This is a genomic window from Micromonospora jinlongensis (assembly GCF_013410645.1).
Lineage (GTDB): Bacteria > Actinomycetota > Actinomycetes > Mycobacteriales > Micromonosporaceae > Micromonospora > Micromonospora zamorensis.
In genome coordinates this window covers 305,777-321,434 of record NZ_JACCHK010000001.1, presented here as the reverse complement: position 1 = coordinate 321,434, position 15,658 = coordinate 305,777, and the positions used below count along the sequence as shown (strand labels likewise).

The window sequence follows — 15,658 nt, the reverse complement described above, 5'->3', positions numbered from 1 at the left end:
CATGAGCTCCGCACGTCGGTGGTTCAGCGAGAGGAATCGAGTGCCAGCCGGATGAGGTCGTCCTCATCCAGTCCGTCGAGGTCGGTGCCGTCCGGCTCCTCGGCGGTTGGTTCGGCGTCGTCACCGGTGCCGTCGGCGAGGCGCAGCAGGGCGTCCAGCAACCCGGCGGCCCGCAACCGGGCCGGGGATATCTCGGCGAGCGCCTGCCGGATGCGGGCGTCGTCGTCGAGCTCGTCCGGTCCGAACAGCTCGTCGTGCAGGTGCTCGGCGAGGACCAGGGCGTTGGGGTAGTCGAAGATGAGGGTGGTGCTGAGCCGCAGGCCGGTGCTCGCGTTGAGCCGGTTGCGCATCTCGATCGCGGTCGCCGAGTCGAAGCCCAGCTCCCGGAACGCCCGCTCCGGCTCGACGAACTCGGCCGACGGGTGGCCGAGGACGGCGGCGGCCTCCGCCCGTACCGTCTGGAGCAGGGCCCGGTGCCGCTCGCCGCGGGACAGGTCGCGCAGTCGGGTGTAGAGGGCGGACGCCCCCTGGCCGCTGATGGCGGCCTGGTCGGCCTCGCGGATCCGGCGCACCTGCGGCAGGTCGTGCAGCAGCGGCCGGGGTCGGGCCGACTCGTAGGCGGGCGCGAACCGCTGCCAGTCGACGTCGGCGATGGCGACGAAGGTCTCGTCGTGGTCGAGGGTCCGGGCCATGGCGGCGATGGCCAGGTCGGGTGCCATCGCGGCGAGGCCGCGTCGGCGCAGCTGCTCGACGATCGCGGCGTCGGACATGCCGCCGCCGTCCCACACTCCCCAGGCGATCGAGGTGGCGCGCAGGCCGCGGGCCCGGCGCCGGGCCGCGAGCGCGTCGAGGTACGCGTTGGCCGCCGCGTACGCACCCTGCCCGCCACCGCCCCAGACACCGGAGTTGGAGGAGAACAGGACGAACGCGCTCACGTCTCCGACGAGGTCGTCGAGCAGCGCGGCGCCTGCCGCCTTGCCGTCGACCACGTCGGCGAACTCGTCCAGGCCGGTGTCGGCGAGCGACGCCGAGCGGGCGACACCGGCGGCGTGGAAGACGGCGGTGAGGTTGTCGATGCCGTCGAGCAGGCCGCTGAGCCCGTCGCGGTCGGCCGTGTCGCAGGCGGCGATGGTCACCCGGGCGCCGAGCTGTTCCAACTCGACGCGCAGGTCACCGGCGCCGGGGGCGTCCGGGCCTCGGCGGCTGGTGAGCACCAGGTGCTCGGCGCCGCGTCCGGCCAACCAGCGGGCCACGTGCGCGCCGATGGCGCCGGTGCCGCCGGTGATCAGGGTGGTGCCGGTCGGAGTCCAACCGGTCGTCGGTGCCGGGCCGCTGAGGGGGGCGGGGCGCAGGCGTCGAGCGTGGACGCCGTTGTCGCGTACCGCGATCTGGTCCTCGTCGTCGATGCCGGCGACGGCGGCCTGGAAGCGGGTGAGCGCGGCGTTGTCGAGCCGGGCCGGCAGGTCGATCAGCGCGCCCCAGCGGTCCGGCTGCTCCAGGCCGAACACCCGGCCGGTGGCCCAGACCTGGGCGGGCCCGGTCAGCGGCGGCTCGTCGGTGGCGGTGACGGTGACCGCGCCGCGGGTGACGATCCGGAGCCGGCCGGGGATCCCGGCGTCGGCCAGGGCCTGAATCAGCAGCACGGTCGCGGTCAGGCACGGCGGGACGGCGCCGTGGGTGTCCGGGGCGACCGCCAGCAGGGACAGCACACCGGAGACGGCGGGTTCCGGGCCGTTCGCCGCGCTCAGTTGTGCGGTCAGGGTGGCCCGGTCGGTCGTCGCCGGGTCGACCTCGACGACGACGGCGGTGCCGCCGGCCTGCTCGATCGCGGCGGTGGCGAATGTGGTCTCCGTCCGCGCGGTGGGGGTGGTGAGCAGCAGCCAGGTGCCGGTGAGCAACGCGTCGGTCGGCTCGGGCAGGGCGGTCCATCCGACGGTGTAGCGCCAGGTGTCGGTGGTACCGCGTTCCTTGCGGGTACGCCGCCAGGCGGTCAGGGCGGGCAGCAGGTCGGTGCCGTCGTCGGTGATGCCGAGTGGGGTGAGGTCGCCGTTCTCCACGGCCTGCCAGAACTCGCTGTCCATCGGGTCCACGACCGGCACTGGCGCATCGCCGACCGGCCAGAAACGCTGGTGCTGGAACGGGTAGGTGGGCAGGTCGACGGTCCGGGTGGCCGGGATGACGGTGGTCCAGTCGACGGGTGCGCCCTGCACCCACGCCTCGGCCAACGACCGGACCAGCTGCTCGGGCCCGCCCTCACCACGACGCAACGTGCCCACCGTGGCCACGTCGGCGGTGTCGGCGATCGCACCGGTCAACACCGGGTGAGCGGAGACCTCGATGAAGATCCGATGCCCCGCCGCATAGGCCGCTTCGATCGCCAGATCCAGGCGCACCGGCTGACGCAGATTGCGATACCAGTAGCCGGCGTCCATCTCCCCGCCGCCCTCCACCGTGGAGAACACCGGCACCGCACCGGGCTGCGGTCGCACACCGTCGAGCAGGCGGGCCAACTCCGCCTCCACCGGCTCCACCAGAGCGCAGTGCGAGGCGTAGTCGACCTTCACCCGCTTCGCCCGCACCCCGGCCGCCTCGGCAGCGGCCAGGAACGCATCCAGGTCGGCACCGGCGACGGCGACGCTGGTCGGACCGTTGACCACCGCGATGCTCACGCCGTCGGTCAACAACGGGGTGACCACGTCCACGCCGGCGTTGACCGACACCATCCCACCAGTGCCCGCGATCGACAGCAGAGCCTTGCTCCGCAACGCCACCACCTTCGCCGCGTCGCTGAGCGACAGCACCCCGGCCACACACGCCGCAGCGATCTCCCCCTGCGAATGACCAATCACCGCGTCCGGGACGACGCCCCTGGCCCGCCACACCTCCGCCAGGGACACGTGCACCGCCCACAACACCGGCTGCACCGCATCCACCCGCTCCAACGGGTCGTTGGAGCGCAACACGTCGAGGAGGTTCCAGTCCACGAACGGGTCCAGGGCCGCCGCGCACTCCGCGATCCGCGCCGCGAACACCGGCTCCGCATCCAACATCTCCACGGCCATGCCGACCCACTGCGAACCCTGACCGGGGAAGACGAACACCACACCCGAGTCCGGGTGGGCCGAACCGGAGATCACCGTGCTGGACGGCAACCCGTCGGCCAGGACCGCGAGCCCGCTGCGGTGCTCCGGACCGAGCACGACCGCCCGGTGGTCGAACGCCGCACGCGACACCGCCAGCGAGTACGCGACCTCCCCGGCGGCGCCGCCCCACTCGACGAGCCGCTGCGCCTGACCTGCGACCGCCTTCGGGCTGCGCCCGGACAACAACCACGGCACACCCGGCTCGCTCACCACCGACTCGACCACCGGTGCGACCGGCGGCTCCTCGATGATCACGTGCGCGTTGGTGCCGGAGACTCCGAACGACGACACACCGGCCCGCCGCGGGCGCTCCCCCGCCGGCCACGGCCGCGCGTCCACGAGCAGCTCCACCGCACCGGCCGACCAGTCGACGTGCCCGCTGGGCCGCTCGACGTGGACGGTCCGCGGCATGGTGTCGTGCCGCATCGCCTCGATCATCTTGATGATCCCGGCGACACCCGCGGCGGCCTGGGTGTGGCCGATGTTCGACTTGATCGAGCCCAGCCACAGCGGCTCGTCGGTGGGCCGGCCCTGGCCGTAGGTGGCCAGCAGTGCCTGCGCCTCGATCGGGTCACCCAGTCGGGTGCCGGTGCCGTGCGCCTCGACCGCGTCGACGTCGGCGGTGCTCAGGCCGGCATCCGCGAGGGCGGCCCGGATCACGCGTTGCTGCGACGGCCCGTTCGGGGCGGTCAGGCCGTTCGACGCGCCGTCCTGGTTGACCGCGGTGCCCCGCACGACGGCGAGCACGCGGTGACCGTTGCGCAGCGCGTCGGAGAGTCGCTCCACCAGCAGCACGCCGGCGCCCTCGGCCCAGCCGGTCCCGTCGGCGTCGTCGGAGAAGGACTTGCACCGGCCGTCCGGTGCCAGGCCCCGCTGCCGGGAGAAGTCGACGAACGTACCCGGGGTGGCCATCACTGTCACACCGCCGGCCAGGGCCATGGCGCACTCGCCGTTGCGCAACGCCCGCACCGCGAGGTGCAGTGCGACGAGGGAGGACGAGCACGCGGTGTCCACTGTGACCGCCGGGCCCTCCAGGCCGAAGGTGTACGCCACCCGGCCGGAGACGACACTGCCGGCGTTGCCGACGCCCAGCAGACCCTCGACTCCGTCAGCCGCCCCGAGACGGCTGACGTAGTCGTGGTACATCACCCCAGCGAACACACCCACCTGCGCTCCCCGTACGACCGCCGGGTCGATCCCGGCCCGCTCGAACGCCTCCCAGGAGGTTTCCAACAGCAGCCGCTGCTGCGGATCCATGGCGAGAGCCTCCCGTGGTGAGATCCCGAAGAATCCCGCGTCGAAGTCGCCCGCGTCGTAGAGGAAACCGCCCTCCTTGGTGTACGTGGTCCCAGGATTGTCAGGATCGGGATCGAACAACACCCCTACATCCCAGCCCCGGTCAGGGGGGAACTCCCCGATCGCGTCAGCGCCCGCGTCGACCAGCCGCCACAGGTCCTCCGGCGTGGTCACACCGCCCGGGTAGCGGCACGCCATACCGACGATGGCGATCGGTTCGTCGGCCGTGACCGCCCTGGTCACACCGGCGGTGGGACTCTCGTCGCCGCCGCCGAGAGCGGTGTTCAGGTGCTCGGCCAGGGCCACTGGGGTCGGGTAGTCGAAGACCAGGGTGGCGGCCAGTCGCAACCCGGTCGCGGCGTTCAACCCGTTGCGCAGCTCGACGGCGGCGAGGGAGTCGAAGCCGAACTCGCTGAACGGGCGGTCGGCGACGACTGCCCGCCCGGAGCCGTGGCCGAGCACTCCGGCCACGTGGGTGCGTACCAGATCGAGCAGCTGGTCCCGGCGCGCCGCCGGCGCCAGACCGGCGAGCCGGCGCACCAGGGCCTCGTCGCCGGACGCGCGGCCCGCGCGCTGCCGGGGGATCGCGCGGATCATGCCGCGCAGCACGCCGGGAACGTGCGACGGGGTCGCCGACGGGTCGAGCCGGACCGGTACGAGAAGGGCCTGACTGTCGGCGCAGGCCTGGTCCAGCGCGGTGAGCGCCACGTCGGTCGTCAGTGGCAGCACACCGGAGCGGGCCATCCGGTCCAGTTCGGCCGGGGCGAGACCGGCCGCCATGCCGTCCGCCCATGGTCCCCAGGCCAGTGAGGTGGCGGCCAGTCCGGCGCAGCGGCGGTGCGCCGCGAGGGCGTCGAGGAAGGCGTTGGCCGCCGCGTAGTTGCCCTGCCCCGGCCCGCCGAAGACCCCGGCCGCGGAGGAGAACAGCACGAACGCGGAGAGGTTGCGGTCCCGGGTGAGTTCGTGCAGGTGCCAGGCGGCGTCGACCTTGGGGCGCAGGACGGCGGCGACGCGGTCCGGAGTGAGGCCGTCGACAGTGCCGTCGTCGAGGACCCCGGCGACGTGCACGACAGCGGTCAGGTCGGGTGCTTCGGCGAGGACGGCCGCGAGGGCGTCCCGGTCGGCCGCGTCGGCGGCCACCACTGTCGCGGTGGCGCCGAGTGCGCTCAGGTCGGCGACCAGCTCGGCGGCACCGGGAGTGTCGATGCCACGGCGGCCGAGCAGGATCAGGTCGGTGCTGCCGTGCCGGGTCACCAGGTGCCGGGTGACGATCCCGCCCAGGGCGCCCAGGGCACCCGTGACCAGGACGGTTCCGGCGCCGAAGGCCGGGCCGTCGCCGGTCGCGCGATGAGGAACGAGCCGAGGTACGAGGACAGCGCCCCCGCGTACCGCGACCTGATCCTCGCCGGCGGCGGTGATGGCCGCGAGCCGGGCGTCGTCCAGGTCGTCGCCGGGTTCGGCGTCGGCCAGCAGGAAGCGGCCCGGGTGCTCGGACTGGGCGCTGCGGATCAGGCCCCAGACCGCGGCGCCGGCCGGGTTCGGGACGGCGTCGTCCGGGGTCGCCGCCACCGCGCCGGTGGTGAGCACGAGCAGACGGGTGTCGTCCTGCGCGAGGATGGCCTGCGCGGCGGCGAGGGCCTGCACGGTCAGCGTGTGCGCGGCAGCGGCCTGGTCGCCCGGGACCTGCGGGACGCGCAGCACGGTCAGGTCGTGCGTGGTCGACTCCACGGGCACCGGGATCGGCGACCACGTCAGCGTGTGCAGCACCGAGGGCGGGGCGTACGGCCGGAGCAGCAGGGATTCCACTGTGACAGTGGGCCGGCCGAGGTCGTCGGCCAGCTCGATCCGGACGGTGTCCGTCGCGGTCACGGTCAGTCGGGCCCGGGCCGCGCTGCCGGTCTGACCGTGCTGGGTGACGCCGGTCCACGAGAACGGGACCTTGGCGTCCCGGCCGGCGTCGCCGGTCAGGCCGAGGACGTGCAGGGCGGCGTCCAGCAGCGCCGGGTGCGCCGCGTACCCGTCGGCGTCACCGTCGAGGGCGAGGTCGGCGTGCAGCGTTCCGTCGGTGGCACGCCAGGCCGCGCGCAGCCCACGGAAGACGGGACCGTAGTCGAGGCCGCGGTCGGCCAGGTCGGGGTAGAGGTCGCCGACGTCGAGCGGGGTCGCGCCGGGCGGAGGCCACTCGCCGGTAACCGGGGCCGGCAGGGTGGCGGGGCTGACCGTACCGGTGGCGTGTGCCGCCCACCGTACGCCGTCGGTGGTGGCGTGCACCGCGACCGGACGGCGGCCGGCGTTGTCCGTCGGGCCGACCCGGACCTGGAGCTGCACGCCGCGTTCGCCGGCCACCACGGGAGCGGAGAGGACGAGGTCGTCGACGTGCTCGCAGCCGGCCTCGGTGCCGGCGGCGAGGACCAGTTCGAGCAGCGCGGTGCCGGGCACGACGACCGATCCGGCGATGCGGTGGTCGGCCAGCCAGGGCACCGAACCGGTGGTCCAGTGGCCGGTGTGCACCCGCTCGTCGTCGCTGCCGGCCAGTGGGACCATCGCGCCGAGCAGCGGGTGCCCGCCGGTGCCGGCCTCGCCGACGGCGGTGGCCGGCCAGTAGCGGCGGCGCTGGAAGGCGTAGGTGGGCAGGTCGATGAGACGTCCGCCGCTCAGGCACGGCGTCCAGTCGACCGCGACGCCGCGCACGAAGGCCTGTGCCAGGGCGGTGAGCAGCGTGGTCGGTTGGTCGCGGTCGGCGCGTTGCACGGGTACGAACACCGCATCGGTGACACAGTCCGCGCCCATCGCGGAGAGGACCCCGTCGGGGCCGATCTCCACGAACGTGGTGACACCTTCGGCTTCCAGGGTGGCGATGCCGTCGGCGAACCGCACGGCTTCCCGGACGTGCCGCACCCAGTAGTCGGCGTCCTGCCTTTCGGCGATCTGTCCGGTCACGTTGGACACCACCGGGATCCGGGGCTGCGCGTAGACCAACCTTGCCGCTACCTGAGCGAACTCGGCGAGCATCGGCTCCATCAGCACCGAGTGGAACGCGTGACTGACCCGCAGACGCTTCGACTTCTCAAAGTGGGCGGCAACGGCGGCAACCTCGCCGTCCGTGCCGGACAGCACCACCGAACGCGGACCGTTCACCGCCGCGACCGACACCCCGCCAGTCAGCAGCGGCAACACCTCCGCTTCGGTGGCCCGTACCGCGACCATGACGCCACCCGACGGCAACGCCTGCATCAACCGACCACGGGCGGCGACCAGCTTCGCCGCGTCGGACAGGGACAGCACCCCGGACACGTGCGCGGCGGCGATCTCCCCGATCGAATGACCCACCAGGTAATCCGGAGTCACACCGAACGACTCGACCAGCCGGAACAGCGCGACCTCGACCGCGAACAACGCCGCCTGCGTGTAGACGGTCTGATCCAGGTCGTCGCCCTCGGCGATCACCTCGCGGATCGGCCTTTCGAGGTGGCGGTCCAGCTCCGCGCAGGCCGCGTCGAACGCCTCGGCGAACACCGGGAACGACGACGCCAACTCCAGACCCATGCCCGGTCGCTGCGACCCCTGACCGGAGAACACGAACGCCGTCCGGCCGGTCACCGATGTGCCGGTGACCAGGGCGGGGGCCGTCTGACCGGCGGCGAGGGCATCCAGCGCGGCCCGGCCGAACGCCACCGCCCGGTGCGGGAACCGGGCCCGGCCGGCGAGAGTGTGCGCGACATCGGCCAGGTCCAGGTCACCGTCGGTCAGCAGCCGGGCGGCCCGCGCGGTCAACGCCTCCGGGCTGCGGGCGGTGAGCACCAGCGGTACGTCGTCGGCGGCGTCCGCCCGCTCACTGTCGCGGACCGGGTCCGGTTCGGGCGCGGCTTCGAGGATGACGTGCGCGTTGGTGCCGGAGACACCGAACGAGGAGACCGCCGACCGGCGCGGACGCCCGTCTCCCGTCCACTCGCGGGCCTCGGTGAGCAGGGCGACCGAACCCGACGACCAGTCGACGTGCGTGGTCGGCTCGTCCGCGTGCAGGGTGCGGGGCATCAGTCCGGCCCGCATCGCCATGACCATCTTGATGATGCCGCCGACCCCGGCGGCGGCCTGCGCGTGACCCAGGTTCGACTTGATCGAGCCCAGCCACAACGGCCGGTCGGCGGCGCGGCCCTGGCCGTACGTGGCGAGCAGCGCCTGCGCCTCGATCGGATCGCCCAGCACCGTGCCGGTGCCGTGGGCCTCCACCACGTCGACGTCGGCAGTGGACAGACCGGCGTCGGCCAGCGCGGCCCGGATCACCCGCTGCTGGGCGGGACCGTTCGGGGCGGTCAGACCGTTCGACGCGCCGTCCTGGTTGACGGCCGTGCCACGGACCAGCGCGAGCACCGGGTGACCGCGCCGGACCGCTGTGGACAGCCGCTCGACCAGCAGCACACCGACGCCCTCGGACCAGCCGGTGCCGTCGGCGCCCGCCCCGAACGCCTTGCAGCGCCCGTCGGCGGCGAGCCCGCCCTGTCGGGAGAACTCCAGGAACATGGTAGGCGTGGCCATCACCACGGCGCCGCCGGCGACGGCCATCGCGCACTCGCCGTTGCGGATCGCCCGGATCGCCAGGTGCAGCGCGACCAGCGACGCCGAGCAGGCCGTGTCCACAGTGACGGCCGGGCCCTCAAAACCGAACGTGTACGCGAGCCGGCCGGAGATGACGCTGGCGGCGGTGCCGGTGAGCAGGTAGCCGGCGCTGGCGTCGCGGCCATGGAGCAGGGTGTCGTAACCCTGGGCCGAGGCGCCGACGAAAACGCCGACCGGCTCGCCGCGGACCGTCTCCGGGTCGATGCCGGCGCGTTCCAGGGCCTCCCAGGTGGATTCCAGCAGCAGCCGCTGCTGTGGGTCCATCGCCAGTGCCTCGCGGGGCGAGATGCCGAAGAAGTCCGCGTCGAAGTCGGCGGCGTCGTGCAGGAAGCCCCCACGGTCGGTGGCCGAGCCGCCGTCCCGTCCGGCGTCGAAGAGGTCGGCCCGCCACCCACGGTCCGTCGGGACGGCGGTGATGCCCTCGGCGCCGTCGGCGACCAGCCGCCACAACTCCTCCGGGGTGCTGATGCCACCCGGGTAGCGGCAGGCCATCGCGACGATCGCGATCGGGTCGTCGTCCCCGGCGACCTCGGCAGACGGTTGCGGTGCCTGCGGGATCGCGCCGCCGAGCAGTTCGTCGCGCAGGTGGGCGACGAGCGCCAGCGGGCTCGGATGGTCGAAGGCGAGGGTCGCGGACAGCCGGAGCCCGGTCGCCGCGCCGAGCCGGTTGCGGAGTTCGACGGCGGTCAGCGAGTCGAACCCGAGTTCCTTGAAGGCACGACCAGCGACGATGCCGGACGGGTCGTGCCCGAGGACCGCCGCGACGTCCGCCACGACGATCTCCAGGAGGATCCGTTCGACCTCGGCGGGGGCGGCGGCCAGGCGACGGCGCAGCGCGGTCGCCGCGTCGGCCGGCCCGGCGGTGCCGGCCGGGCGGGTGGCGCCGCGGACCAGACCGCGGAGCAGCGGCGGCGGGGTGGTGCCGGCCGCGACCGTACGAGCCAGCCGCACCGGGACGCTCAACGACTCGTCGATGCCGAGCGCCGCGTCGAGCAACGCCAGTCCCTCGGCGGTGCTGAAGCCGAGCACACCGGTGCGGTCCATCCGCCGCGCGTCGGTGTCGTCCAGCCGCCCGGCCATGCTGGTCGTGGCGGTCCAGGGGCCCCAGGCGAGCGAAATCGCCGGCTGGCCCTGGGCGCGCCGGTGCGCGGCGAGCCCGTCCAGGAACGCGTTCGCGGCCGCGTAGTTGCCCTGGCCCGCCGCGCCGAGCAGCCCGGACAGCGACGAGAAGAGCACGAACGCGGCGAGTGGCTGATCCCTGGTGAGGTCGTGCAGGTGCCAGGCGGCGTCGGCCTTGGGGCGCAGCACGCCGGCCAGCCGGTCGGGTGTCATCGCGTCGAGCACCCCGTCGTCGAGGACGCCGGCCAGGTGGACGACAGCGGTCAGCGGCCGGTCCGTGGTGCTGGCCGCGACCAGGGCCGCTGCGGCGCTGCGGTCGGCGATGTCGCAGGCGGCCACTGTCACCCTCGCGCCCAGCCCGCGCAGTTCGTCAGCGAGGTCGGCGGCGCCGGGCGCGTCCGGGCCACGGCGGCCGGCCAGCACCAGGTGCCGGGCGCCGTGGGTGGTGACCAGGTGCCGGGCGACGGCTGCGCCGATCGCGCCGGTGCCGCCGGTGAGCAGGACGACACCATCCGGGTCCAGGACGGGCGGGACGGTGAGGACCACCTTGCCGACGTGGGCGGCCTGGCTGACGTGCCGGAACGCGGCACCGGCCGAGCGGACGTCCCAGGTGGTCACCGGCAGCGGTCGCAGTGCTCCGGCCTCGAAGAGTTCGACCAGGGCGCGCAACATCTGCTGGATCCGGTCCGGTCCGGCCTCGATGGTGTCGAAGGCCTGATAGCTGACGCCGTACGCGGCCGTGATCGCGGCGGGGTCGCGGACGTCGTTCTTACCCATCTCGGCGAACCGGCCGCCGCTGGCCAGCAGCCGCAGCGAGGCGTCGACGTGTTCGCCGGTGAGCGAGTTGAGCACCACGTCGACCCCGTGGTCGCCGGTCGCGGCGCGGAACCTCTCCTCGAACCCGGTGGTCCGGGACGAGGCGATCCGGTCGCCGGCGACGCCAAGACCGCGCAGCGTGTCCCACTTCGCCGGGCTGGCCGTGCCGTAGACGGTGGCGCCGAGATGGTGGGCCAGCTGCACGGCGGCCATGCCGACACCACCGGTGGCGGCGTGCACCAGCAGCGACTCCCCGGCACGCAGGCCGGTCAGGTCGACCAGGGCGTAGTAGGCGGTGAGGAAGACGATCGGCACGGCGGCGGCCTGCTCGAACGTCCAGTCGGCCGGGATCGGCGTGATCAGCCGGTGGTCGGTGACGGTGACCGGGCCGAACGCGCCGTAGAACATGCCCATCACCGCGTCGCCGACCCGCACCCCGTCGACGCCGGGGCCGATGGCGGTGACGACACCGGCGCCCTCGCTGCCGAGCTGGGCGACATCGGGGTACATGTCCAGGGCGATCAGGACGTCGCGGAAGTTGAGGCCGGTGGCGCGGACGGCGATCCGGACCTGGCCCGGGCCGAGCGGTTCGTCGACCTCGGGGCACGAGACCAGCGTGAGGTTGTCCAGTGTGCCCTTCACCGGGACGTCGAGTCGCCAGGGGACGCCGGCCGGCGGGATCAGGGCGGGGCCGGTCGCGGCGCGGGCCAGGCGGGGGGCGAACAGGGTGCCGTTGCGGGTGGCGATCTGCGGTTCCCCGGTGGCGAGCGCGGCGGCGAGAGCCGTGTCGTCGTCGTGGCCGTCCAGGTCCACCAGGACGAAGCGGTCCGGGTTCTCGGTCTGGGCGGTGCGGACCAGGCCCCAGACCGCCGCCCCGGCCAGGTCGGGAACGTCCTCGTCGGGCGAGGTCGCCACCGCACCGGAGGTGACCACGGCGAGGCGGTTGCCCGGGTCGGTGGTGTCGCGCAGGAACCGCTGGAGCAGGTCGAGCGTGACGGCGGTCGCGGAGTGCGTCGTCGTCAGGAGGTCGTCGCCGGTGGTCGGCGGTCGCCAGATCTGCGTCGGGGCGGTGGCGGTGGCGGCTGCGGTGACCGGCGCCCACGCGAGGCGGTGCAGGGCGTCGGCGACCGGGAGTGCCTTCGCGGTGGGCGGGGCGTACGGGCGGAGCACCAGGGAACCGACAGTGGCGACCGGCTGCCCCGTGGTGTCCCAGACGTCCAGGGCGACGGTCTCGGTGCCGCGCAGCCGAACCCGGATCGTGTCGGCGCCGACCGCGTGCACTGTGACGCCGTTCCAGGCGAACGGGACGGCGGCCGGTTCGTCGCCGGTGCCCGTGCAGCCGAGGGCGTGCAGGGCGGCGTCGAGGAGCGCGGGGTGCAGCCCGAAGCCTGTGGCGTCGATGCTCTCGGGGGCGCGTACCTCGGCGAACGTCTCCCCCAGCGGGCCGCGCCAGACCGCTTCCAGGCCACGGAACGCGGGCCCGTAGGCGAGGCCGCGTTCGACCAGCGCGGGATATAGGTCGGTGAGGTCGACGGGTTCGGCGCCCGGCGGCGGCCACTCGGCCGGGGCGGGCGCCGCGCTGCCGGTGACGGCGAGGGTGCCGGAGGCGTGCACGGTCCACGTCTCGCCGTCACCGCTGTGGACGCTGACGCTGCGGCGCCCGTCGGCGTCCGGGGCACCGATTCGGACCTGCACCTGCACGCCAGTGGGCGGCAGCACGAGCGGGGTGGCCAGGACCAGGTCCTCGACCGTCTCGCAGCCGATCTCGGCACCGGCCGCGAGGACCGCCTCGAGCTGGGCGGTGCCGGGGACGACGAGGTCCCCGGCGACCTGGTGGTCGGCGAGCCACGGGTGCCCGGCGGCGGACCAGTGGCCGGTGAAGAGGTGTTCGTCGGCGCCGGCCAGGGAGACGGAGGCACCGAGCAGCGGGTGGTCGACACCGGTGAGGCCGAGCCCCCGGGTGTCCCCGGCCGGCGCGGCGCCGGTGGCGGGCCAGTACCGCTGCTGCTGGAACGCGTAGGTGGGCAGGTCGACGCGGCTGCCGCCGGTGGCCAGCACGGTCCAGTCCACCGCGGCGCCCCGCACAAATGCCTCGGCCAGCCCGGTGATCAGGGAGGTCACCTCGGGACGGTCCCGGCGCAGCAGGGGCAGGTAGGCGGCTTCGGTGTCGTCGCTCTCCCGTGCCATCGCGGTGAGGACGCCGTCCGGGCCGATCTCCAGGAACCGGGTGACGCCGCGGCCCCGCAGCCAGGCGATGCCGTCGGCGAACCGGACCGCGTCGCGCACGTGCCGGACCCAGTAGTCGGCGTCCTGCGTGCCGGCGAGCTGTCCAGTGAGGTTGGAGACGACCGGGATCACCGGCGCGTGGTGGGTCAGGGTGCTCGCCACCTGCGCGAACTCGGCCAGCATCGGCTCCATCAACGCCGAGTGGAACGCGTGACTGACCGTCAGCGGCTTGGACTTCTCGAAGTGGGCGACGACCGCCGCCACCGCGTCGGCGGCACCGGACAGCACCAGCGACCGGGGACCGTTGACCGCGGCGATGTCCACGCCCTCGGACAGCAGCGGCAGCACCTCGGCCTCGGTCGCCCGTACCGCCACCATCACCCCACCGGCCGGCAGCGCCTGCATCAGTCGGCCCCGCGCCGCCACCAGCGTCGCGGCGTCGGCGAGGGACAGCACGCCGGCGACGTGGGCGGCGGCGATCTCCCCGATCGAGTGCCCCACCAGATAGTCCGGCGTGACCCCGAACGACTCCACCAGCCGGAACAGGGCGACCTCCACCGCGAACAGGGCGGCCTGCGTGTAGGCCGTCTGTTCCAGGTCCACCCCGTCGGCGATCACCTCGCGCAGCGGACGGTCGAGGTGTGGGTCCAGCTCCGCGCAGACCAGGTCGAGTGCTTCCGCGTACGCCGGGAAGCGCACGGCTAGCTCAAGCCCCATGCCCTGACGCTGGGAGCCCTGACCGGAGAACAGGAACGCGGTGCGGCCGTCCTGTACCGAGCCGGTGACGGCCCCGGCGGTGGCGACGCCGTCGGCCAGGGCCGCCAGGGCACCCGGCAGGTCGGCGCCGGCGACCACGGCCCGGACCGGCAGCGGCGAGCGGGTCGCGGCGAGCGAGTAGGCGATGTCGGCGTGGCTCGCCGTGGCGGTGGCCGCGAAGGCGCTCAGACGGGCGGCCTGGGCCCGCAACGCCTCCGGGGTGTGGCCGCTGAGCACCCAGACCGGGTCGGTGCCGGCCGGCGCTGGCGTCGCCGGGGCGTCCGCCGGCGGGGCCTCCTCGATGATCGCGTGGGCGTTGGTGCCGCTGATGCCGAACGCGGAGACCGCCGCACGACGTGGTCGCTCCCCCGGCGCCCACGGGCGCTCGGCGGTGAGCAGCTGGACGTTGCCGGCCGTCCAGTCCACGTGCGGGGTGGGCTCGTCGACGTGCAGGGTGCGCGGCATGACGCCGGCCCGCAGGGCGAGCACCGTCTTCATCACGCCACCGACACCGGCCGCGGCCTGGGTGTGGCCGAGGTTGGACTTGAGCGAGCCGAGCCAGAGCGGTTCGCCGTCCGGACGGCTCTGGCCGTACGTGGCGAGCAGCGCCTGCGCCTCGATCGGGTCGCCGAGGCGGGTGCCGGTGCCGTGTGCCTCCACCAGGTCGACGTCGGCCGCGGTGAGTCGGGCGTTGGCGAGCGCGGCCCGGATGACGCGCTGCTGGGCGGGCCCGTTGGGGGCGGTGAGACCGTTGGAGGCGCCGTCCTGGTTGACCGCGGTGCCCCGGATGACGGCGAGCACCGGGTGGCCGTTGCGGCGGGCGTCGGAGAGCCGCTCCAGCAGGAGCAGTGCGGCACCCTCGGACCAGCCGGTGCCGTCGGCCGCGGCGGCGAACGGCTTGCAGCGGCCGTCCGGGGCGAGGCCACGCTGACGGCTGAACTCGACGAACGCCTCCGGGGTGGCGAGCACTGTGGCGCCACCGGCGAGGGCGAGGGAGCACTCCTGCTGCCGCAGCGACTGGACCGCCAGATGCAGCGCGACCAGTGAGGCCGAGCAGGCGGTGTCGATGGTGACCGCCGGCCCCTCCAGGCCGAACTGGTACGCGATCCGCCCGGAGAGCACGCTGGCCGCGCTGCCGGTCAGCCGGTAGCCCTCGATGCCGTCCTGGGTGTGCCGCTGCAGCAGGGTGTCGTAGTCGCGGCCGCTGATCCCGACGAACACGCCGGTCCGGCTGCCGCGCACGCTGTCGCTGGGGATACCGGCCCGCTCGAACGCCTCCCAGGCGGTCTCCAGCAGCAGGCGCTGCTGCGGGTCCATGGCCAGGGCCTCGCGCGGCGAGATGCCGAACAGCGCCGGGTCGAAGTCGGCCGCCTCGGCGAGGAACCCACCCTCGCGGGCGTAGCTCTTGCCCTTGGCGTCCGGGTCGGGGTCGTAGAGCCCGTCGACGTCCCACCCACGGTCGTCGGGAAAGTCACCGATCGCGTCTCCGCCGGCGACGACCAGCTCCCAGAGCTGCTCCGGCGTGCTGACCCGGCCGGGGTAGCGGCAGGTCATCGCGACGATCGCGACGGGCTCGCCGGCCGCCGTCTCCACCTCTTCGAGCCGCCGCTTGCTGCGTCGCAGCTCGGCGGTCATCCACTTGAGGTGGTCGAGCAGCTTCTCGTCGTTCGCCATGACACGTACCC

Annotated in this window: 1 protein-coding gene; it reads right to left on the bottom strand. The window is 74.1% G+C overall.

What is annotated here, in order from left to right:
- Nucleotides 1-23: 23 nt before the first annotated feature.
- The gene (locus HNR22_RS31090; protein ID WP_179778576.1) at nucleotides 24-15,647 is read right to left on the bottom strand and encodes a type I polyketide synthase; all 15,624 of its coding nucleotides are present in this window, start codon (nucleotides 15,645-15,647) and stop codon (nucleotides 24-26) included.
- Nucleotides 15,648-15,658: the final 11 nt, after the last annotated feature.